The sequence below is a fragment of the Actinomadura geliboluensis genome (assembly GCF_005889745.1).
In the GTDB taxonomy this organism is placed as follows: Bacteria; Actinomycetota; Actinomycetes; order Streptosporangiales; family Streptosporangiaceae; genus Spirillospora; species Spirillospora geliboluensis.
The window spans coordinates 1-21,700 of the sequence record NZ_VCKZ01000119.1; the positions used below are offsets into that span (position 1 = coordinate 1).

Genomic DNA, 21,700 nt, shown 5'->3' on the forward strand with positions numbered 1-21,700 from the left:
CCGCGACCGCCTCCCGCTCAGACGCAACCCCCGCCGGACCCCCGCCGGCGCCGGCTCGGACGCGTCCGCACGCGCCACCGCCCCCGGCACCCCGGACGCGATGCCGGGCGCCTGCACCACACCGGCCACCAGCACCAAAGCCGCCAACCGCGCCGACCACACCGGGCGCCGCCACAACGACAACCGCGCACCACGCGCACCATCAACCGCCCGACGGCGACCCATAAAGAACCCCCCGCACATAAAGGGTTGTTAAAGCCGCCTTAAGGTAACCCGCTGATCAACTTCCAGGAAGACCCCCCACAACAACCGTTCGACCGTGACTCAGATCACATGGCGAGTGGGTAAACCAGACAGGGCGCGCAGCGCGTCTTGTCCTAATCGCCACCGCCTGAAAGATGACGCTGCGCTACACAACGACCGCGCAACGATGATCTTCACCACGCCAAACAGATCCGGCTAGACCAGCCGCCTCGGAGAATCAAGGGATTTGGGTGTCCAGAAGTGCCCATGTCCACTCGGGCAGATAATTGCACCTTGACACAACCCATCAACCCGCTATATCGGCGCGCGATGTGGTTGACGGAGATCAGGTGGACGACGGTGGGTCGGCCTTGTGTTTGCCGTTGGGTCTCAGTGGGGGGACGATCCGCGCCGGGCGCGACGCGCCTCGGGGCAGTGCGTGGCGGGCCGTGCGGCGGGGTGCGGGGACTTCCGGCGGGTCTGCGGCAGCGCCCGGCTCCTCTAGGGCGTCGTCCTCGGCCTCGGGGAGCGGTTCTCGCTGCTGCTCGCGGAGGTACTCCTCGAACTCCATCGAATGCGCGGTCGGCAGCGTGATGATGCCGGGGTTGGCGTCCACGAGCAGTGTGCGGCGGCCGCTGGCGCCGGAGTGGGTGAACACCATCGCGGTCGGCGGCAGCTCCTGCAGTTGCGGCGGCTCGACGAGCAGTTCGCGGAAGCGCTGCCTGTCCGACCGGCGGTCGGCGACCGTCCGCCCCCAGGCCGTCGCGGAGCTGATGCCCTCCACCAGGACGGAGTCGTCGGCGGCCGGCGCCGGCAGCGGCGACCAGACGGGGTCGGTGAGGCCGTCGCCGCGCGGGCGCGCGAACGCGACCGTGCTGGCGTAGGTCTCCCCCGCGACGTCGAACAGCGTCTCCCCGGCCGCGTCGGTGATCTCCGCGACGAGGAGCGGCTGCCCGGCGCCGATGTGCTCGGCGGCGACCCGCGCGTCCTCGGGGTTGCCGAGCCGCATGAAGCCGACGGCGGCGTGGCCCCGCCGTCCGAGGCGCTCCCGCACGTGCCCGGGGATCGACCGGTACATCAGCACGAGGCCGGTTCCGGTCGCCTCGCACGCGTCGATGAGGCGATCGAGGACGTCTCCGCGCAGCTTCTCCGCTCCGCAGAGGAAGAGGGTGTGGTCCCACCGTCCGCCTGGCGGGGACTCCCGGATCCGGTGGGTGAGCGCGGTCGTCACGTACGTCCCGAGGATGCGGTTGGTGAGGACGCCCGCGCGGCGGTCCATCGACACCACGTGCAGCCTGGACGGCGGCAGCCGCACGGGCTCGGTCGCGAGCTTCTCCAGCTTCCGGAGCTGCGCCTCCAGCGCCCACGCCCGCCGGACGACGATCCGGTCCGTCGCGTCGCGGCCGAAGAGGGTGGCGATGCGCTCCAGTTGCTCGTCGCTCAGCAGCCCCTTGCGGAGGTCTTCGCGCGGGTCGCCGACCTGGGCGAGGACGCGCAGCGCCGCCGTGATCCGCGGGATCGTGGCGTCCGGACCGAGGACCTCGATGAGCCGCTCCAGGATGGAGTTGTCGAACGACAGGTCCCGGGTGCCGCCCTCCTCCTCGCCCGCGCTGACGACCAGTGACAGGACGTCCGCCAGCGCCTCGCGGTTCAGGCCCCGCGTCACGTCGAGGCGGGGCAGGTCGGCGGGCAGCACCCATACCAGCGGGTCGTCGCCGCGGTCGGCCGCGAGGCGCAGCAGGTCGTGCGCGACCGCGCCCTCCGACAGGTCGATGACGGTGAGCCGCGCGCCCACCGCGAGCCGGGCCGCGCCCATGGTGGTGACGGCCGCCGACCATCCGGCGAGCGTGCCGCCGACCACGTCCAGCCGGTCGACCCCCGGCGGGACGGCGACCGGGTACCACTCGCGCTGCCCCTCGTACGCGGCCTGCCTGCGCTCCCATTCGGCCCGGGCCTTCGCGTACGCCTTCTCGGCGGCCTCGCGCTCCCTCGCCTGCTTGGCCCGCTGCCGCTCGTCCTCAGACCGCTCCTGCGCGAGCCGTTCGCGGACGCCCCGCTCGTCCCGCCACAGCCCGCCGCCCGTGATGCCGAGGACGACCAGGCACGCCAGCAGCGCCACCCCGGCGAACGCCCACGGGATCACGCCGAGCAGCCCGCATACCAGGAACAGGACGATGAACACGACGGTCCCGCCGACCGCGATCCGCAGCGGGCGGCCGGCCATGTGCTCGCCGGGGCGCCGCGCCGGCGGCGGCAGCGGTGCCCCGCCGGGCCGCTCGGGCGCCTCCGGAGGCGGCCCCGGATCGGGGTGAACCTGCGCATAGCGCCAGCCCACGTGGACGCGGTCGGCCTGTGTGAGCCGCGCCATCGCGGACCCGCTCGCCATGTCCGTCACGTCGAGAGACCCCTGGGAGTCGCGGGAGTGGAGGGAACGCCTCGGGGTTGCCGGGTTCGGTTTTCCTGCGGTCGGTTACCTGCATGTCCCAGGGTAAAGACCTTCCCGCCTCACTGCCTCTCGTTCAAGGGAACAGCTCCCTAGATGCACCCCTATCCCCGACATTCCGGTCACAACGCCCACCTGCGCCGAAGATCAGACAACACACACGCAGGCCCCTGGCCACACCCGGCCAATGCGGGGGGGCACGCACGGGAATCAGCCGACGGGGTCTGCCTTCACCGGGAGGAACGTCTCCAGTTCCATCGACGGGTGCGGGTACTTCCACTCCACGCTGTCGAAGGGGAGGTACATGCCCTCCGGGGCGCCGGCCAGGAAGTAGTTGCCGTCCCATTCGTTCGGGACGGTCACAGGCGCGTCCGGAGGGAAGTTCGCGCCGAGTGGCTCGTACTTCACGCCGACGCCGAACATGGCGTGGACGGCGGCGTCCACGAAGTTCAGGTGCGCGATGTCTCCGCGGAGGTGGGTCGCCTGGATCGCCACGCCCCGGACCCGGTCCCGGACGTAGTAGAGGGAGCTGAGGTCCTTGACGACCTGGTCGAAGGCGTGTGCACCGTCATGGTGGACGAGCGCGCGTGCCTGCGGCTCGGCGAGGAGCACCGTCGCCACATAGGTCGGCAGGTCGCCGTGGAAGATCCGCACGCGGTTCATGGCCCGCGGGAACAGCCGCCGCAGCCTCTCGTGGGTGAATCGCAGGTAGGCGTCGTTGACATCGACGAGGTCCAGTTCAAGGCCCATCGGCTCGACGCATCCGGCGAGGATCGCGGCGGAGCCGCCCATGAACACGCCGACATCGACCAGCCTCGTCAGTTCTTGACGGCACCGCTCGACCTGGCAGAACAGGTCGAAGTAGTGGTAGGCGCTGCACTGGTCCTCGTACGCCAGGTCGAGGTTCTCGATCCTGGCGACCGCGCGGTCGAACACGGTGCTGCGTCCAGCGAACGCCCTCAGGTCGGCGTGGTGCCCGCCCCGGATCGGGATGCTCAGCGCCTCGTGCGGGTGCTCCACGTCCGCGAGGTCAGGGGCGGGCTCGAGGAACGTGCCCCACGTGGGCTGGTGCATCGCCACGGTCGCGATGTAGTCCGTCATGTCGAGATCCTTCGCTGCGAGTCACCGGAGAGCGCGGTCACCACCGGAACGGCCGACTATTCGCCATCGCTCCGGAACGCCGGTCGCCGGTCTCATCGCGGGCTGCCGGGCGTGCCGCGCATCCAGTGCGACAGTGCCCGTCCAATATTCACCATCGTCTCGCCGGACCGCCTGCGGCCTGCGGCGTCGGACACGGGCCGATCCAGAGCGTCCCGCAAGGCGCGCAGCTCCTGGCTCCGGGCGGCGGCTTCGGCCTTGGACCGGGCGAGTTCGCCGCGAAGGGCCTCGATCTCGCGCTGCTGGGACGAGATGGTCTCGGTGAGGCGGTTGGACGAAGCGGTGTGCCCGGCGGCCTCGTACTGGAGTTGCAGGAGGCGCGTGTAGAGGGCGACGCGGTTGTTCTCCATCGCCGCGAGTAGCTTCGAGGACGTGTAGGGACGCAGCGCCTCGAAGATCTCGCCGGCGGCGGGGGCGGCCGAGTTGATCAGCACGCCGAAGCCGAAGACCGCGGGCACGATCTCCAGGCGCCAGCCGGGATTCTCGCTGAGGGCGTCCTCGGCGGCGGTCAGGACGCCGTTGCGTTCGCCGCCCGCGTGCACGGCGACCGTGAACGCGCCGTCGCCGACGAAACCGGCCGGGGTGAGGTCGTCGTGCCAGACCGTCGGGCCGTCGGTGCTGGACGGGTGCATGTCCCCCGGGGGCAGCGAGGTCGGCTGGTAGTAGAGGTCGCGGCGCCCCGACGGCCAGAGGACATCGTTCAGGACGATCACCGCGTCCGGGGCGTTCCGCATGATCCAGTCGAGTTCGGCGCGGACGACCGCGTAATTGTGATCGCCGTCCAGGACGTACAGGTCCGCGACCGGAAGGTCGTGAAGCGCCGCCGGAGACAGGCCCTCGACCAGGTTCAGCCGCGGGTCCTCGGCGAGGACGACGCGCAGGTCGTCACTCGGCGCCGGCTCGACGCAGTACACGACCGCCCCCAGGTCGGCGTAGATGGAGCTGACCTGCCCCGATTCCACGCCGACCTCGACGACCGCGGTGATGTCGCGGCGGGCGAAGACCAGCTCGAACAACTCCCGGAACACCGACATCGAGTGGAGCAGCAGCGGCTGCTCGCGGGCGGCGCGGGCCTGCCCGTGCGGGTCGTCCTGGGAGCCGGTCACGCCGGCTCCGTGCTCATCTGCCGTCACCGAGTTTCCTCCTGGCCACTCGTCCGGCACCGGTTGCGACGCCCCTGACGCCGGCCGCCCGGTACTCGGCGCGGAGCCGCTCGGCGAGACGCGCCGCGCGGGCCGAACGCTCGGCCCTGCGGTCGACCGGCATGTGCGGCGCCATGCCGGTCATCGACTGCGGCAGCATCGCGAACGCGATCGTGAGCTGCCCGGAGGACACCGACGGCACGCCGGCGCGGCGGGCGAGCGGCAGCCACACCGCGGCGTAGTCGGTGTCGAACTCCATCAGGTTGCCGCCGAGGTAGCGGCAGTCGGCGTAGTGGAGGCCGACGAAGTCCTCCGGCCGGTCCCAGCGCAGCACCTGCTCCCGGCGGCGGCCCCCGGCGACCACCTTCGCCTCGATCCAGTCGACCCGGACGATCGCCGGGCGGCCCGGGATCGCGAGGGAGACGTCGACCGTGTCGTGGTGCTCGAAGTCGAGCCGGGCGAACGACAGCCCGTTGTGGTTGATCCTGACCCGGCGGCGGATGGGCTCGTGCCACCGGTCGTCGGACGTCCGGTACCGCAGCCGCGTCTCGTGGGCCTCACCGGCCGGGTCGAACGCCTCCGCGGTGATGGCGCCGTCCGCGATGGCCCGCGCCATGGCGGCGAGACCGGTGTCGGACGCGGCGATCAGGGCGGGCCAGAAGGAGTCCCGCATGTGCAGGTCGGCGAGGTCGCCCGGCGACAGGTACGGGACGGCGGCCTTGAGGTCCGCGGGCAGCAGGGTGGTGACGAGGGAGGAGCCGAAGTTGTCCTCGTGCGTCCAGTTGCCGAAGACGGCGGCCTCTTCGGGGGTCGGCGACTCCAGCGCGGCCACGAGGATCCTGGCGAGCCGGTCGCGGGCCGCGCGGGGCCGGGCCAGCTCGGGCCACTCGCCGCCGGACGCGGTCACGTACCGGTTCCACAGCCGCTGGAACGCGAGGATCCCGTCCTGCACGGTCCGCCGCTCGGCGTTCTGGGACGGCGAGTCGGACGTCTCCCCGAGAACGGGGGAGCCGTCCTCGCCGTAGCCGATCAGGGAGCCGCAGAGCGCGTTGACGCACTGCTCCACGATCTCCGGGCTGCGGGTCACGGTCGCGGCGACGTGCGCCGGATGCCCAGCCTGTGCCAGGTAGCCCTCGGCGCGCAGCCCGGCCAGGTACACCCGCGCGGACCGGTCGTCGGTCGCGAGGTACAGCCCGGCGGGCCGGACGTCGATCCGCGCGATCTCCAGCGCCCGCGCGAGCTGGCGCTGGATGGTGCCGCCCCAGCCGAGGTCGACCAGCGTCAGGTCCGGTCCGTCGAGGGCGCCCGTGCTCCGCAGCGACTTGATCATGCGTTCGCGGGTGGCGGTGACCGTCACGGCGAGCCGGTTGCACAGGTGCGGTGTCTCGGTGAGGGTGCGCGCGACCCGGTCGGCGATGTCGCCGTTGTCGATGACGGTGTCCAGCTCGGTGGCGAGGCCGGGCACATCGCCGGGCTGCAGGTCCAGCACCTTGAGGGCCTGCCGGACGGTCAGCCGGTAGCCGGTCCTGATGAACGCGTGGACGGCGTCGGTGTCGTGCGGGTCGAGCCCGGCGAGCGAGGTCACGAACCGCGACAGCCAGACCGGTGCGGCCCGCACGTCCCAGCCGCGCGCCTCGGCGGCCTCGTTGATGAGCCGGGACAGCAGCTCCCCTTCGCGCATCGAGCACCACAGCCTGCGGGTCCCCGCTTCGTGCGCCTTCCACGCCGCCCACTCGGCGAAGCCGGTCAGCACCGGGCCGAGGACGCCCGCGCCGTACCGCCACGCGGCATCGAGCGCGGAGGTGGTGAAGGGGACGCCGGAGCGAACGGCCTTGGCGCGCAGGGTGGTGAGGCCGAAGTCGCCGTCCCGGTCGTCCAGGTCGGGGGCGTACCCGCCGAACGGGGCGACGGGTTCCCGCTCGCGTTCCAGCACGTCCAGGTAGGCGTCGTCGAGGCGGCGGTAGTGGACGGCGCGGACACCGAGCTTCGCCGGCACCTCGTGGTCGGCGGTCTCGTGGTCGCCGATGTGCACGATCTGCTCGGGGCCGCGGCCGAGTTCGCGGAGCACGATCTCCCAGAGGCCGGACGCCTTGGCGGCCCCGTGCTGGTTCGACCGGAAGATCCGCACACCGTCCAGCGGGCCGAGCTCCGGGCGGTCGAGAAGCCGGGAGAGCTGCTCCTCGGTGAAGTAGGTGTCGGAGACCAGAACGACCTGGACGTCCTGCTTCCGCGCCGTCTTGACGACGTCGGCGATGTCGAGGTCCACGACGGTCAGCTCGCGTTCCAGCGCCACCTCGGCCTCGACGAGCCGCTCCAGCGGCGCGGAGCCGAAGACACCGCCGGGCATCGCGCGCCAGATGTCGAACAGCGAGACCTCGGTGCCGAGCGCGTCACGGCCGCGGCGTGCGGCCTCCTCGGCGGCGATGCGCAGCCGGCGGAGGGTCGCGTCCGTCACCCAGGCCGGGCAGAGCCCATCCTCGCGCATCCGAGAGGCGAGCAGGGCGAAGACGTCGGTGGGACGCGGGACGCGGCGCCAGAGCACGGTGTCGAAGATGTCCAGGGACAGCACCGAACAGCCCTTGTCGGCGATGATGCGGTGGACATCGTCCAGCGACGGGCGGCCGATCTCCTGCGTGCTCAACGCCGCACTCCTCCCCTGTTCCCCTGTCGGCGCGCGGCCCCCCGCCGCGGCTCGGGACACCCTATCCACCGGTATGCCCCGGGACGGCGTCCCCGGCGGCCGCACGGCGGGCGGCGCGGTCCTCGCGCACCAGCCGCCCGGCCTCCTCCGTCGGCCCGTCGAAGGCGACCCGCCCCGCCCGCATCGTGATGCCGCGGTCGCAGAGCCCGGTGAGCATCCGGATGTCGTGCGCGACGATGACCATCGTGCGGCCCTCGCCGCGCAGCTCCCGGACCCGGGCCAGGCACTTCTCCCGAAACGGCGGGTCGCCGACGGCCAGCACCTCGTCGATCAGGAACACGTCGGGCTCGGTGTGCGCGGCGATCGAGAACGCCAGCCGCATGAACATGCCGGACGAGTAGAACTTCACCTGGTCGTCCAGGAACCGCTCGACGCCGGAGAACTCCACGATGGCGTCGAACTTCCGCGTGATCTCGGCGTGCCCCATGCCGAGGATCGCGCCGTTGAGGAAGACGTTCTCCCGGCCCGTCAGTTCGGGGTGCAGCCCGGCGCCCACGTCGATCAGCCCCGCGACCCGGCCGCGGACGAGCACCGAGCCGGAGTCGGGCCGCATCACCCCGGAGATCAGCTTGAGCAGCGTGCTCTTGCCGGAGCCGTTGAGCCCCATCAGCGCGACCGTCTCGCCCCGCTCGATGGTGAGGCTCACCTCGTCCAGCGCCTTGAACCGGTCGGACAGGCTCTGCCGGCGCAGCGCGCGGACGCTCATCTCCTTGATCGAGCGGGCATGGCGCAGCGTGAAGTCCTTCGTCACGCGGTCGATCACTATCGAGGCCGTCGGCGCGGTCGGCGGTGAGGGTGTCAACGGCTACAGCTCCTGCGCGAAGCCCGCCTGCAGGCGGGAGAAGGCCGCGTGGCCGGCGATGAACACCAGCAGGCTCACGGCCAGCGCCCCGCAGGCGCGGGCGTACAGATCGGGCGGGAACGCGAAGTCGCCGCGGGTCCCGGGGAACCAGAAGGCCCGCTGGAACAGGGAGACGGCGCTGACCAGCGGGCTCGCGAGGTAGACGTCGAGCACCCAGTCCGGCGCGTGCGTCTGGACGTGCGTCCACGGATAGATCATCGGCACCGACCAGGTGACGACGATCATCGAGATGTCCACCGCCTGCTCCAGGTCGCGGAAGTAGACGTTCACGGCCGCGCACAGCAGCCCGAAGCCGAACCCGAGCACGATGATGATCGTGAACCCGAGCACGGCGGCGCCCAGCCCCGCCGGGGACGGGCGCCAGCCCGCGGCGATCGCCCCGCCCAGCAGGATCAGCAGGCCGGGCAGGAAGTGCACCAGCGACACCAGCACCGACGCCGTCGGGAACAGCTCGCGGGGCAGGAACACCTTCCGGACGAGCGCGGCGTTGCCGGTGACCGAACGCGTCGCGGAATGCAGCGTCTCCGTGAACAGCGTGACCAGGACCATGCCCGCGAACAGGTAGACCGGGAAGTTCTCGATCTGCCGGTCCATGCCGAGGAAGACGCCGATGACGTAGAAGTAGACGGTGAAATGCACGGCGGGCCGGACGTACGACCAGCCGAGGCCGAGCAGCGATCCCTTGTACCGGGCCCTGAGCTCCCGGCGGACGAGGAGCCGCAGCAGGTACCGGTTGCGCAGCGTCTGCCGCAGGCCGCCGTCGCCGCCCGGCGCCCGCAGCCCGGAATCCGTCGGGACCGGCGCGGCCGTCATCCCGGCCCGTCCCCGGTCCGGTCGGCGCCGGCCGACTCGAACGTCGCGCGCCATGCCTCCGGGGAGGCGAGCTCTGCCATGGCTGCCCGGTAGTCGCGGCTCAGCTCCGGCCATTCCCGGCTCAGCCGGGCGTGCAGCAGCGTCGTCCTCCGCAGCAGGCGCCGGAAGCGCTCCGGGTCGCGCTGGTACCAGGCCACCTTCGTCCCGTCCGCCGAGGAGACGAGCGCGCTGTCGACCTGCGACAGCAGACCCCAGTGCCGGTCTATGTGCGGCACGACCAGCTGCGGGTTCCCCTGCGTGCGCGGATCGACCGGCCGCAGCTGCCTGGCGGCGCCGCGCATGGCGCTGGCCAGGACGTTCACCGTGCCGCTCGGCGGCTTGAAGCCGCGTCCCCGCTTGGGCGGCCGGTTCCGCCGGACCTGCGGGAACTCCTCGTGGCTCGACCGGTTCCGCGCGTCGGGGAAGCCGGCGCGGAACGCCAGGATCTCCGGAAGCCTCGTCGCGATCCCCGCGTGCATGTGGCCGGGGCCGCTGAGCACGTCCTCGATGGCCCACAGCATCAGCTCCGCCGCGGAGTACTGCATGGCCAGGGCGTGCTTCACCGAGATGATGAAGCTCTCCTTGAGCAGGTTCCCGCCCCGCTCGTACGGCGAGTGCATCAGCGCGGTGACGAGGCGGTTGCGCTGGTGGAAGTACGCCTGCCAGTCGATGCCGTCGTCCTTGTCCTGCCATGGGACGTGCCACGCGGCCATGCCGGGCAGCGTCACGGTCGGGAACCCGGCCTCGCCCGCCCGGACGCAGTACTCGGCGTCGTCCCACTTGATGAACATCGGCATGGACAGCCCGACCTTGCGGATGACGTCGGTGGGGATGAGGCACATCCACCAGCCGTTGTAGTCGACGTCCACGCGGCGGTGCAGCCACTTCGTCGCGCGCAGGCTGCCGGCGCTCTTGCGCAGCCGGGGGTTCGGGTTGGTGTCGGGCGGCCGGGCGAAGTCGTGCTCCCGCTTGGTGTGCGGGGCGTGCTCCCACCACCAGCGGTACCGTCCGATGGTCTCGCCGTAGGCGTGCAGCTGCGAGCGGGCGAACAGGTTGAACATGTGCCCGCCCACGATCGTCGGTGTGCGGGCGAAGTCCGCGAACGCGACCGCGCGCAGGACGCCCTCGGTCTCGGTGACCACATCGTCGTCGAGGAGCAGCACGTAGTCGCTGGTCCCGGCTTTGACGGTCTCGTCCATCGCGCGGGAGAAGCCGCCGGAGCCGCCGAGGTTGCCCTGCTCGATGACGCGCAGCCGGGGGCCCAGCGCGGCGGCCGCCGCCGCGAACCCGGCGTCGTCGCGGACGCGCCTGGTGCCCTGGTCGACGACGTAGACCGCGTCCACCGCGTCCAGGACCTCGGGGGCGCCCGCGAGCGCGGTGAGCTGGTCGACGCAGAAGCGGGGCCGGTCGAACGTGGTGATGCCGAGGCTGACCCGGCCCTGCCGGACGGGACCGGACGCGGACTCGCCGGCGCACCAGTCGGCCTGCTCCAGCACCGCGTTGCGCTCCCCGGCCAGGACGTCCATCCAGTACCAGCCGCCGTCGATGAACGGGCGCAGCGTCAGCCGGAACGTCTCCTCGCGGGCCGCCTCGGAGTCGATCCGGACGGAGTCGACGCGCTGCACGTCGCCCTTGGCGCTGGACCGGTAGACGATCACGGTGGCCTGGCCGCGCACCCGGACCCGCAGCACCACCTCCGCCACCGAGGTCCAGCGCCGCCAGTACCCGGCCGGGAACGCGTTGAAGTAGGTCGCGAACGAGACCCGGCCCCCGACCGGGACGACGACACCGCGCCGCCCGGCCCTCCCGGCGGGATGCCCGCTCTCGGCGGCGAGCGCCTCCGCGCCCCGCACGATCTCGCCCTCGACGTAGAGCTTCAGGACGTCGAGGTCGCGGTCCACGGGCATGACGACCCGCTGCAGCACGCGCGGCGGCCCGGATGCCGGGCCGTGCCCGCCCGGCGTCTCGGCGCGTTCGGCGTTTCCGGTCACTCGTCCGTTCCCCCGCTCGGTTCGGTCCGGCGGGACGCGCCCGTCCGGCCGGTTCTGTCCAGAAGACGCGGGCCCCCGGTGAAATGGGGACGCAGCCTGTTGTCGACCATGGCGAGGGCGCTCGCGATCGCCATGTGCATGTCGAGGTACTGGTAGGTGCCGAGCCGGCCGCCGAACAGCACGCCGTCCTCGCGCCGGGCGAGTTCGCGGTAGGCCGCCAGGCGGGCGCGGTCCCCCGCGGCGTTGACGGGGTAGTAGGGCTCGTCGCCCCGGCCCGCCGCCCGCGAGTACTCCCGCATGATCACGGTCTTGTCCGGCGGGTAGCCGGTCCGCTCGGGGTGGAAGTGGCGGAACTCATGGACGCGGGTGTACGGGACGTCCTCGTCCGCGTAATTCATCACCGGGGTGCCCTGGAAGTCGCCGGTGGGCTTGACCTCCAGCTCGAAGTCCAGCGTTCGCCAGCCGAGCTCGCCCTCGGCGTAGCCGAAGTAGCCGTCGAGCGGGCCGGTGTAGACGACGGGAACCCGTCCGGCGACATCGTCGCGCATGTCGAGGAAGTCGGTGCCCAGCTGCACCTCGATGTTCGGGTGGTCCGCCATCCGCTCCAGCCAGGCGGTGTACCCGTCGACCGGCAGGCCCTCGTAGGTGTCGTTGAAGTACCGGTTGTCGAAGGTGTACCGGACGGGCAGCCGGGCGATGGTCTCGGCGGGCAGGTCCCGCGGATCGGTCCGCCACTGCTTGGCCGTGTAGCCGCGGATGAACGCCTCGTACAGCGGACGCCCGATCAGCGAGATCGCCTTCTCCTCGAGATTGGACGGGGCCGTCACCTCGGCCGCCTGCTCCGCGATCAGCTCACGCGCCTCGTCCGGGGTGAAGACCCTCCCGAAGAACTCGCAGATCGTGCCGAGGTTGATCGGCAGCGGGTAGACCCGTCCCTTGAAAGTCGAGTACACGCGGTGCCGGTAGTCGGTGAAGGCCGTGAACCGGTTCGCGTACTCCCACACCCGCTCGTTGGACGTGTGGAACAGGTGCGCGCCGTACCGGTGGACCTCGATGCCCGTCTCCGGCTCGGCCTCGCTGTAGGCGTTCCCGCCGATGTGCTCCCGCCGCTCCAGCACGAGCACGCGCAGGCCGAGTTCGGCGGCGCACCGTTCGGCGACCGTGAGCCCGAAGAATCCGGAACCGGCCACCACGAGGTCGACATTCACTGGGGGTGTCCATCCATGCCGTGCGGGGAGCGGTGGACCGGTCGCGCGGGGGTACCGGCCGGTCCATTCGTGCGGATTGCGGCTAAGATACCCGGCATTCGATCGGACCCGACGCAGGAATCCCAAGGACCGCGGTGCCCTCCCCCATTCCCGGCAGCGCGCCGCAGGGCGGTGCGCGCCCGGCGGTCTACCTTCATGTAGGAGCCGCGAAGAGCGGTACGACGTTCCTGCAGAGCGTGCTGTGGCACAACCGGCACCGGCTCCGCGAGCACGGCGTCCTCTACCCGGGCGTGGACTTCGCCGCCCACGTCAGGGCCGCCTTCGACCTGCGCCGGACCTTCTTCAACGAGGCGTCCGACCCGGAGACGCGCGGGGCGTGGCGCGCGCTCGTGGACGAGGCCCGCGACTGGCCCGGCACCGTGATCATCTCGCAGGAGCTGCTCGCGCCCGCCCGTCCGGAGCACGTCCGCCAGGCCCTGGCCGATCTCGGCTTCGCCGACGTTCACGTGATGTTCACGGCGCGCGACCTCGGGCGGCAGATCCCGGCGCACTGGCAGGAGGACGTCAAGAACCGGTTCACGACCTCCTTCGGCGAGTTCGTGGCTGCGCTCCGCCGGAAGGACTGGCGCTCGTACGAGTCCGCGCGGCTGTTCTGGGGGCTGCAGGACCCGGTCGCCGTGCTCGAACGGTGGGGCGCCCATCTGCCGCCGGACCGCGTCCAGGTCGTCACCCTGCCCCGGCCGGGCGCGCCCCGGGATCTCCTGTGGCGGCGGTTCTGCGCGGCGACCGGACTCGTCCCGGACGACTACGACCTGACCCGCACCTTCCCGAACTCCTCGCTCGGGCTGGCCGAGACCCAGTTCCTGCTGCGGCTCAACGAGGCGCTCGGCGGACGGATCGGCTGGCACGCCTACAACGACGATGTCAAGCTCCTCCTCGCGCAGCAGGTGCTGGCCGACCGCGCGTTCCCGGTGCGGACCGAACTGCCCGCCGAGCACATCCCCTGGGCGACCGAGCGGGCCGTCGAGATGGCCGAGGGCATCCGCGCCGCGGGCTACCGTGTGGTGGGCGACCTGTACGAACTCATGCCGATGCCCGCATCCGGTCCCCCTCTCGGAACCTCGCCCGCCCCGCCGCCCGACGAGCCGCGCTGGGCCGAGATGGCGGACGCCGGCACCGACGCGATCAGAGCGGTGCTGCTGCGCCTGCGGGACCTGCGTGACCGTGCTGCGGAGGTGCCAGGTGCCGCCGTCCCGCTCCATGACGAACTCGGCCTTCTGCGGGGGGAGACCGCGGAGTTGCGCGAAACCACCGAGCGGATGGCCCGCGACGCGGCCCCCCTCGTCGAGCGGACCCTCCGCGACGCGGGCGAGCGGCACCCCGCGGCCCGGCGGCTGCACGGGGCGTACCGCAGGATCCAGGGCGGGACGCGGCGGTCCGGCACCGAGACGAGCACGAGATGAGCACGACCATGGGCGACCGATCCGGCAAGTCCGTCTACCTCCACGTCGGCGCGCCCGGCACCGGGGCCGACTTCCTGCACCGGGTGCTGTGGGCGAACCGGCGGCGGCTCGGCGACGCCGGGGTCTGCTACCCGGTCATCGGCCCGAAGGAGCACTTCGGCGCCGTCATGGACCTGCGCGAGATGAGCTGGGGCGGCCGGCGCGACCCGGACTGGGAGGGCGCCTGGGACCGGGTGGCGCAGCGGATCCGGAACTGGGACGGCCCCGCGGTCGTCTTCTCCCAGCCGCTGCTCGGCGGGGCGACCGGGCCGCAGGCCGAACGGGCCGTGGCGGCGCTGGAGCCGGCCGAGGTGCACGTGGTGTTCGCCACCCGCGGCCTCGGCTGGCAGCTGATCCTCGACTGGCAGGAGCAGATCCGGCACGCCCACACCATCACGTTCGAGCGGTTCGCCGACGACCTCATCGCGCGCGGCATGGACGCGGCCGCGCCCTACGGGGAGATGTTCTGGGGCCTGCACGACGCGGCGCGCGTCCTCGGAACGTGGGCGTCGGTCGTACCGAAGGACCGGATCCACGTGCTCACCCTGCCGCCGCCGGGCAGCGGCCCCGGGCTGCTCTGGAAGCGGTTCCGGGCGGTGGCCGGCATCGGCGACGACGTCTGCGACCTCGGCGGGATCGCCGAGGACGAGCCGCTGCCGGCGCCCGCCGCGGAGCTGCTCCGGCGGCTGAACGAGAAGATCGGCCCGGCGCTCGGCGCGGACTACGAGCGCGTGGTCGCCGAGCACCTCGTCGAGAACGGCCTCGCCGCCGGGACGGGACGCGCCCGGATGGGCCTCTCCGAACGCCATGCGGCGTGGGCCGCGCGCCGCACCCGGGAACTCGCGGACGCGCTCCGCGCCGCCGGCTACGCCGTGACCGGCGACCTTGACGAGCTGACCGCCGCACCGGCGCCGGGGACGTCCATGCTCCCGGCCGACGTCCCGGACGAGCAGATCGCGTCCGCGTCCGTCGAGGTCACGGCGCACCTGCTGGAAGAGCTGGCGCTCGCGGACGAGCGCATCGGGCTCGCGCACCTGCACGATGAGCTGGCCGGAGTCCGGCAGAACCTGCGGCAGCTCATGGACGCCGCCGCGGCTCCGTCACCGGCGCTGCAGCGCGCCGCCCGGCGCGCCGCAGGCAGGCGCGACCGGTGACGCCCGGCCCGGGACCCGTCGCGGCGGTGGTCGTCACCCATGACCGGCGGGACCTCCTCGGCGAGGCCCTGTCCGCGCTCGGCGCCCAGAGGCGCCCGCCGGAACGGATCATCGTGGTCGACAACGCGTCCTCCGACGGCTCCGCCGCGATGGTCGCGGAGCGCTTTCCGGCCGCCGACCTGCTGGTGCTGCCCCGCAACGTCGGCGGAGCGGGCGGATTCAGCGCCGGACTGGCCCGCGCCCTGGCAGGCGGCGCACGGACCGTCTGGCTGCTGGACGACGACACGGTGCCGGGTCCCGAGGCGCTCGGCGAGCTGCTCGCGGCTCGCGAGCGGGCCACCGCGGGCGACGGCCCGCCCGTCCTGGTCGCGAGCCGCGTCGTGTGGACGGACGGCCGCGACCATCCGATGAACACACCGCGCCGGAAGCCCCGCGCCACGGCCGCCGAGTCCCGGATCGCCCGCGCGGCCGGCTGCGTCCCGATCCGCTCCGCCTCGTTCGTCTCCGTGCTGGTCGACGCGGTCGCCGTGCGGGAGCGCGGGCTGCCGGTCGCGGACTACTTCCTGTGGAACGACGACTTCGAGTTCACCACCCGGCTACTGCGCGACCGCCGCGGAGTCCTGTGCCCGGACAGCGTCGTCGTGCACAAGACACGCGGCTTCGGCGGCGCGGACGCCGACCCCGGTGACCGCTTCTTCTTCGAGGTCCGCAACAAGGTCTGGCTGTTCACCGGCAGTCCGGGGCTGGCGCCGGCCGAGCGCGCCCTTTACGCCGGCTCAACGCTGCGGCGCTGGGCCCGCACCTTCGCGAACTCCTCGGACCGGGGCGCTCTGCGCCGCGCCATGGTCCGCGGGCTCAAGGACGGGTTCACCAGCCGCCCGCAACCCACCCCAGCGCTGCTGCGCGAAATAGGAGTCGAGGTCCCCCCGCCATGACGGCGACCCCCCATGAGACGGAACGGCACGAACGGCCGGACGGCGAGGAACCCGAGGCGCCACCGGCGGGTGCCGAAGGCGCGGAACGAGCGCGGGCCGCGGCCGACCGGGCCGGTGTGGAGACGGCCCGCCGGCGTCCGGCGGCCCCCTGGACGCTGCCGCTGCTCCCGGCCGCGCTGACGCTCGCGATCACCCTCATCGGCATCGGGAAACCGTCGCTATGGCTCGACGAGGCCGCCACGATCAGCATGACGACCCGGTCCTACGGGGACATGCTGCGCGTCTTCGAGCACCTCGATCTCGTCCACGCCCTCTACTACATGATCATGAAGCCGTGGGTGGCGGTGTTCGGGACAGGCGCGGTCGCGCTGCGGCTGCCGAGCGCGCTCGCGATGGCGGCCGCGGCGGCCGGGATCACGGCCATCGGCCGGCGCTGCCTCGGCACGCCCGCCGGGCTCCTGGGCGGGCTGGCCTGGGCGGTCGGCGTGCAGACCTCCCGATGGGCGGCGGAGGCCCGCTCCTACGCGATGACGGCCGCGGTCGCCGTGCTCGCGACGTACCTGTTCGTGCGGGCCGTGGACCGGAACGAGCGGCGCCCGTGGCGTTGGTTCGCGGCGTACGCCCTCACGATCATGGTCCTGGGGTTCCTGCACCTGCACGGTTCTCTGCTGCTAGCGGCGCACGGCGCCACCCTCCTGCTGATCCGTCCGAAGGCTCGGACCTGGATCGGCTGGGCGGTCTCCGCCGCGTTGGCGGCGGTGCCTCTGGTGCCGTTCGCGCTCGCCGCGCGGGACCAGAAGGTCCAGGTGCAGTGGATCCAGAAGCCGACCTGGGATGTCGCGTGGTCGCAACTGCAGTTCTTCAGCGGGGGCCAGACGCTGGCCTGGATCGTCGTGACTCTGGTGCTGATCGGCGCGATCGCCGCCGTTCGAGGACAGGGCGGCAGCTCGGACGCCCGCCCGGCGCTGGGAACGGTCTCGCTGCCGGCCGTGGCCCTGCCGTGGCTGGTACTGCCGACCTTTCTGCTCGTCGTCGTCTCGCTCGTCAGCGACCCGGTCTTCTTCTTCCGGTACACGACCTACTGCCTGCCCGCCATGTCACTGCTCGTCGGCGCGGGGCTGGCGCGGCTCCTCGCAGCGGCCCGCCGCCGCACCGACCAGGCCGCGGTGATGGCGCTGGCCGCGGTCGCGCTCATCGCCCCGTCCCTGCCAGACCACACGTACTTCCGGGGCCAGGACAGCCGGCCGGAGGACATGCGGAAGGCCGCGGACGTGGTCCGCGCCCAGGCGCGCCCCGGTGACGCCGTCGTCTATCTCGCGGGCGTCGTGCGCTGGAGCGCGGCGGCCTACCCGGACGTCTTCGGACGGCTTCGCGACGTCGACATGCGCGTCGACCCGGTGCGCGCGGCCAACCTGACCGGTCGCGACGTGTTCCCGCGCAACCTGCCGCCGAAGCTCGCCGGCACCGATCGGGTGTGGGTGATGAGCCACCAGTTCCTCGACTTGTCGGCCCCGGTCATCCAGCGCCGGGAGCGCGCCGTGCAGGCCGCCGGACCATGGCGGCAGGTCGGCAGGTGGACGTACACGGGCGGTTGGCTCGTCCTGTACGAGCGGACCGGTCCCTACCGGACGTCGAGGTAGTCGACCTGTCCCTGGCCCTGCCCGCCCAACCGGCGCAGGCTGAGGGTGTTCCATCCGGCGGCCAGTTCGACCTGGGCCGCGACGGACGTCCAGTCGGCGCCCTGCGTCGCGCGCAGCCGCAGGTCGGCCACGGCGGCCCCGTTCGCGAAGAGCTGCAGATGGGAGTCGGCTCCGGAGCGGTTCGCGTACTGCGTCCGAACCGTGTACCTCCCGGCGGTCGGCGCGAAGACCGGGACGTCCACGCGGCAGCCGTCCTGGCTGAACGGGCCGATGGCCCTGCCGCCGGAGGCGCGCGGCCGCCCCAGCGCGGCGACGCAGCCGTTCAGGCGGCCGTGTTCGGCTTCGTAGCGGGTGGGGACGCCGCGGACGGCGGGGCGGGCGCCGTCCCAGCCGAGGCGGGCGACGTACATGCCGCGGGTGACGCGGGAGCCGCCGTGGTAGTCGAGGATGCCGTGGAAGACCAGGTAGTCGCCGGTCTCGTCGGTGAGGACGTCCGCGCTCCCCGGGCCCTGCACCGCACCGCCGTACTGCCCGGTCGACTGGATCGGCCCGGCCTTGCGGTACGGCCCCTCGATCGACGGCGCCACCGCGTAGCGGGTCTGGTAGTTCGACTGGAAGTACCAGCCCGCCGAGTAGAGCAGCACGTACTGGTTCCCGCGCCGGACGAGGTCGGGCGCCTCCACCAGGACCGGCTCGTCCGGCGCCCGCGCCATGATCTTCTTCGGCTCGGCCGCGCGGCGCAGCCCGTCCGGGCTCAGCTTGACCAGGTAGAGCGCCGCCGTGGTGCGGGCGTCGGTCTTGTAGAGCAGGTAGCGCGTCCCGTCCGTCTCGATGTAGGACGCCGGGTCGATGGCGCCGCCGAGGTCCAGCGGGCAGACCAGCGGCCCGCCCTCCACCGGGACGAACGGGCCGGCGGGCGCGGTGGCCGTGGCCACGCCGACGCACTGCGCGTCGCCGCCCTTGCGGCGGGCCGAGAAGTACAGGATGTAGGGGCCGGACCCGTGCTGCGGCGGGACGACCTCGGGCGCCCAGGTCCAGCCTTCGGCGGCCCAGGCCGGCAGCCGGGCGAGGGCGTCGCCGGACGTGCGCCAGGGCCCGGTCGGGGACGGCGCCGTCGCGACGGGCACCGCCGCGTCCGCGTTGTTGGTGCCGTAGGCGAAGTACGTCCCCGCGGCCTTGATCACGGTGGGGTCGGCGAACGAGCCGTCGATCACCGGCTTGACCGGTGAGTAACCGGGCGGGTCGAGCGGCACCGGGGAGCCGGCGGGGCTCGGCAGCGGTGGCCGCGCGGAGCCGCGCGCCGAGCCCGGCGAGGTCCCGCCGGAGGAGGGCAGGCAGGAGACGGCCAGCAGGACGACCAGCGCGATCACACCGCTGATCGCGGCCCCCGCGACCAGCGGCACCAGCGGCGCGAGCGCCCGCGGATCCCCGCCCGGTCTCCTCATCTCACCGGCATCATGCCAACAAGGCGCAGGTGCGGCGAACCGCCCGGACGCGCGGAACGGCGTCCGAATCGTTACGCTTGCCCGGCGACCGCATCGTGGAGGGGAAGACGTTGATCCGACACCGGGGGGCGGCCGCCGTCCTGTGCCTGATCGCCGTCCTCGCCCTCGGCGGGTGCTTCCTCCAGCCCGGCGGCGACGCGAAGACCGGCGGGGACGCGAAGGCGGGGCAGGGGGCGCGCAAGCCCAACATCGTCTTCGTCCTCACCGACGACCTCTCCTGGAACCTCGTCGCGCACATGCCGCAGGTGCTCCGGATGCAGCGGGAGGGGCTGACGTTCGACAACTTCATCGTGGCGGACTCGCTGTGCTGCACGTCTCGCGCCACGATTTTCACCGGCCAGTACCCGCACAACACCCGGGTCCGGACGAACTTCCCGCCCGACGGCGGCTTCGAGGTGTTCAAGCGGAACGGCGGCGAGCAGATGTCGTTCGCCCCGGCCCTCCAGAAGGCCGGGTACCGCACCGCCCTGCTCGGGAAGTACATGAACGGCTACCTGCCGAGCATGAAGCAGGGCGGGACGACGCCGTACGTGCCGCCGGGCTGGACCGAGTGGTACGTCAACGGCAACGGCTACCCCGAGTACAACTACAACCTGAACGAGAACGGCCGGCTCGTCCACTACGGCTCCGCGCCGCAGGACTACCTGACCGACGTGCTCGCGGGCAAGGGCGTGGACTTCATCAAGCGGTCCCAGGGCTCGGACAAGCCGTTCTTCATCGAGGTGTCCACGTTCGCGCCGCACGGGCCGTTCATTCCGGCGCCGCGGCACGCGGGGATGTTCGCCGACCTGCGGGCGCCGCGGTCGCCGTCCTTCAACGAGGCGGACGTGCGCGACAAGCCGTCCTGGCTGCGGTCGCACGCTCCGCTGCGCAAGCCCGGACTCAACGGGATCGACGCGGGCTTCCGCGACCGCGTCCGGATGGTCCAGGCGGTGGACGAGATGATCGGCCGAATCCGGACAACACTGAAGGAACTGGGCATCGACCGCGAGACCTACGTGGTGTTCGGCTCCGACAACGGCTTCCACATGGGCGAGCACCGGCTCGCCGGCGGCAAGATGACCGCCTTCGACACCGACATCCGGGTCCCGTTCGTCTTCACCGGGCCGGGCGTCCCGGCCGGCCGCACCGTCCCGCAGATCGCGCAGAACACCGATCTCTCCCCCACCTTCCAGGAGCTGGCCGGAGCGCGTCCCTCGCCCGCCGTCGACGGCCGGTCGCTCGTGCCGTTCCTGCGCGGCGGCACGCCGCCGGACTGGCGCGAGACGGCGCTCATCGAGCACGTCAAGCCGCCGCCGTCCGCGGAGGACCCCGACCGGCAGGACTCCGCCCCCGGCGCGCCGACGACCTACAACGCGCTCCGCACGAACGACATGCTCTACGTGGAGTACGCCGCCGGCGAGCGGGAGTACTACGACCGCACCCGGGACCCGCACGAGCTCACCAACATCGCGGGGACGCTCCCGGAGCAGCGGCGGCGGCACCTGTCCGACCTGCTGTACGCGCTGACGCACTGCGCGGGGGCGAAGTGCACCGCCGCCGGCCGGAGCCGGTGAGGACTTCCGTCCCTTATGCGCCGCTATCATCGCTGACGACTGCGGCGACGCAGCGCGACGTTCAGGGTGAGCAGATACGGGGAGAGCCGGCGTGACTCCAACCGGAAATCCGGACGACGACCACGAGGCGGAGCGTCCCGACCCCGGGCAGCCCGCTCAGGTCCCGCCGCCCCCGCGTTGGCTGGACGGCCAGGGCGGTCCCTCCGGTCCGCTGCTCCCCGGCGACGGCGGACCGGCGAAGGCCCTGCCCCCGGAACCGCCCGCCGAGGCGGCACCGCCTGCGGAGACGGCACCGCCCGCGGAGGCTGAGGCGGAACCGCCCGCCGCCGAGGAGGCGCAAGCCCCCGAGGCCGGGGTGGCCGACCGCACCGTCCTGGAGTTCAGGTTCGAGCAGGAGAACGAGGCGAAGCCCGCGCCCGCGGCCCCCGTGGCTCCGACGCCGGCCACGTCCACCGACATTCCCGGGCCGCCGCCGTTCCCGTACGCGCAGCAGCCGCCGGCGCCGCCCGCGCCGGTCCCGGCTCCGCGTCCCCCCGCCGCGCAGCCTCCGGCCGTGCAGCCGCCTCCCGCGCAGCCCCCCGCCGTGCAGCCTCCGCCTTCGCAGAGTCCGCCGGCCCACGAGCCGTTCCCCTTCGCGCAGGAGATCCCGAGCGCCCCGCCGCGTCCGGCCCCGGAGCCGTTCCCGTACGCGCAGGAGGTGCCCGGCGCCCCGGCGCCTCCCGCACCCGAGCCCTTCCCGTACGCGCAGGAGGTCCCGGGCGCGCAGAGCGCTCCCCCGGCCGCGGAGCCGTTCCCCTGGGCGCAGCAG

General features: G+C 72.7%; 14 protein-coding genes and 1 pseudogene. 6 read left to right on the forward strand and 9 right to left on the reverse strand.

From position 1 onward, the window contains the following. Nucleotides 1-589: 589 nt before the first annotated feature. The 8 genes from ETD96_RS17860 to glf form a co-directional block, all read right to left on the reverse strand. On the reverse strand, nt 590-2,629 hold the full coding sequence (locus ETD96_RS17860; protein ID WP_171069084.1) for a coiled-coil domain-containing protein: 2,040 nt from the start codon (nt 2,627-2,629) through the stop codon (nt 590-592). Between the two features lie 267 nt (nt 2,630-2,896). After that, a complete protein-coding gene (locus tag ETD96_RS17865) occupies nt 2,897-3,787 on the reverse strand; it encodes a class I SAM-dependent methyltransferase (protein ID WP_138637590.1) in 891 nt (296 codons plus the stop codon). Between the two features lie 92 nt (nt 3,788-3,879). Beyond that, nucleotides 3,880-4,950 carry a class I SAM-dependent methyltransferase gene (locus ETD96_RS17870; protein ID WP_205719329.1) on the reverse strand — a complete coding sequence of 357 codons (1,071 nt, stop codon included), beginning with the start codon at nt 4,948-4,950 and terminating at the stop codon, nt 3,880-3,882. 13 nt (nt 4,951-4,963) lie between these two features. Further along, nucleotides 4,964-7,627: an HAD family hydrolase gene (locus ETD96_RS17875; RefSeq protein WP_138637591.1), complete on the reverse strand. Its 2,664-nt coding sequence runs from the start codon at nt 7,625-7,627 to the stop codon at nt 4,964-4,966. Between the two features lie 61 nt (nt 7,628-7,688). Then, on the reverse strand, nt 7,689-8,438 hold the full coding sequence (locus tag ETD96_RS17880; protein WP_240807782.1) for an ABC transporter ATP-binding protein: 750 nt from the start codon (nt 8,436-8,438) through the stop codon (nt 7,689-7,691). A gap of 54 nt (nt 8,439-8,492) precedes the next feature. Continuing rightward, entirely contained in the window at nt 8,493-9,362 is an 870-nt protein-coding gene (locus ETD96_RS17885; RefSeq protein WP_138637592.1) for an ABC transporter permease, read from the reverse strand. Next, nucleotides 9,359-11,392, reverse strand: a complete 2,034-nt coding sequence (locus tag ETD96_RS17890) for a glycosyltransferase (protein WP_240807783.1) — start codon at nt 11,390-11,392, stop codon at nt 9,359-9,361. Before ETD96_RS17890 ends, ETD96_RS17885 begins: the two co-directional genes overlap by 4 nt. Continuing rightward, the gene (gene glf / locus ETD96_RS17895; RefSeq protein ID WP_138637593.1) at nt 11,389-12,600 is read right to left on the reverse strand and encodes a UDP-galactopyranose mutase; all 1,212 of its coding nucleotides are present in this window, start codon (nt 12,598-12,600) and stop codon (nt 11,389-11,391) included. Before glf ends, ETD96_RS17890 begins: the two co-directional genes overlap by 4 nt. A 134-nt stretch (nt 12,601-12,734) precedes the next feature. Here glf and ETD96_RS17900 point away from each other — a divergent pair, with 134 nt between their 5' ends. Genes ETD96_RS17900 through ETD96_RS17915 form a run of 4 tightly spaced genes read left to right on the forward strand, consistent with a single transcriptional unit; the run spans nt 12,735 to nt 17,831 of the window. Continuing rightward, nucleotides 12,735-14,063 (forward strand): hypothetical protein, encoded by a 1,329-nt coding sequence (locus ETD96_RS17900; protein WP_138637594.1) that lies wholly within the window; start codon nt 12,735-12,737, stop codon nt 14,061-14,063. After that, nucleotides 14,060-15,256, forward strand: a complete 1,197-nt coding sequence (locus ETD96_RS17905; RefSeq protein ID WP_138637595.1) for a hypothetical protein — start codon at nt 14,060-14,062, stop codon at nt 15,254-15,256. The genes ETD96_RS17900 and ETD96_RS17905 overlap by 4 nt, the downstream gene beginning before the upstream one ends. Next, nucleotides 15,253-16,191, forward strand: coding sequence for a glycosyltransferase family 2 protein (locus tag ETD96_RS17910; protein ID WP_138637596.1), 939 nt, complete (start codon nt 15,253-15,255; stop codon nt 16,189-16,191). The genes ETD96_RS17905 and ETD96_RS17910 overlap by 4 nt, the downstream gene beginning before the upstream one ends. Continuing rightward, nucleotides 16,188-17,831, forward strand: a complete 1,644-nt coding sequence (locus ETD96_RS17915) for a glycosyltransferase family 39 protein (RefSeq protein WP_138637597.1) — start codon at nt 16,188-16,190, stop codon at nt 17,829-17,831. The genes ETD96_RS17910 and ETD96_RS17915 overlap by 4 nt, the downstream gene beginning before the upstream one ends. On the opposite strand, the gene ETD96_RS17920 is transcribed toward ETD96_RS17915, so the two are convergent. Continuing rightward, nucleotides 17,813-19,276, reverse strand: coding sequence for a family 43 glycosylhydrolase (locus ETD96_RS17920; RefSeq protein ID WP_138637598.1), 1,464 nt, complete (start codon nt 19,274-19,276; stop codon nt 17,813-17,815). The two genes, ETD96_RS17915 and ETD96_RS17920, sit on opposite strands and share 19 nt — an antisense overlap. Before the next feature lie 110 nt (nt 19,277-19,386). Between ETD96_RS17920 and ETD96_RS17925 the strand changes: the two genes are divergently transcribed. Beyond that, complete coding sequence (locus tag ETD96_RS17925) at nt 19,387-20,892, forward strand: sulfatase family protein (RefSeq protein ID WP_171069085.1); 1,506 nt, start codon at nt 19,387-19,389, stop codon at nt 20,890-20,892. A gap of 91 nt (nt 20,893-20,983) precedes the next feature. Next, nucleotides 20,984-21,700: pseudogene (locus ETD96_RS17930) on the forward strand (hypothetical protein); the annotation flags it as partial.